At 75.9% G+C, this 241-nt stretch carries 1 protein-coding gene; it reads left to right on the top strand.

Annotated features, from left to right (window positions below; translation table 11 throughout):
- Positions 1-241, top strand: a 241-nt coding sequence (locus KVS71_RS18405) for an RNB domain-containing ribonuclease (RefSeq protein WP_217585257.1), incomplete at both ends; no start/stop codon positions are given.

The raw sequence follows: 241 nt of genomic DNA on the forward strand, positions 1-241 counted from the left end.
GACCCGGCGGGCGCCCGTGACCTCGGCCAGGCCTTCCACCTCGTGCGCGACGGCGACGGCTATCGGGTGCGGTACGCCATCGCGGACGTGCCCGGGTTCGTCGTACCGGGGGGCGCCGTGGACGCGGAGGCGCGCCGGCGAGGACAGACGCTGTACGCCGCGGACGGCACGTTCCCGCTGCATCCGCCGGTGCTGAGCGAGGACCGCGCCTCCCTGCTCCCCGATGTCGTCCGTCCCGCTC

This window comes from Microbacterium sp. GbtcB4 (assembly GCF_019091465.1).
Lineage (GTDB): Bacteria > Actinomycetota > Actinomycetes > Actinomycetales > Microbacteriaceae > Microbacterium > Microbacterium paraoxydans.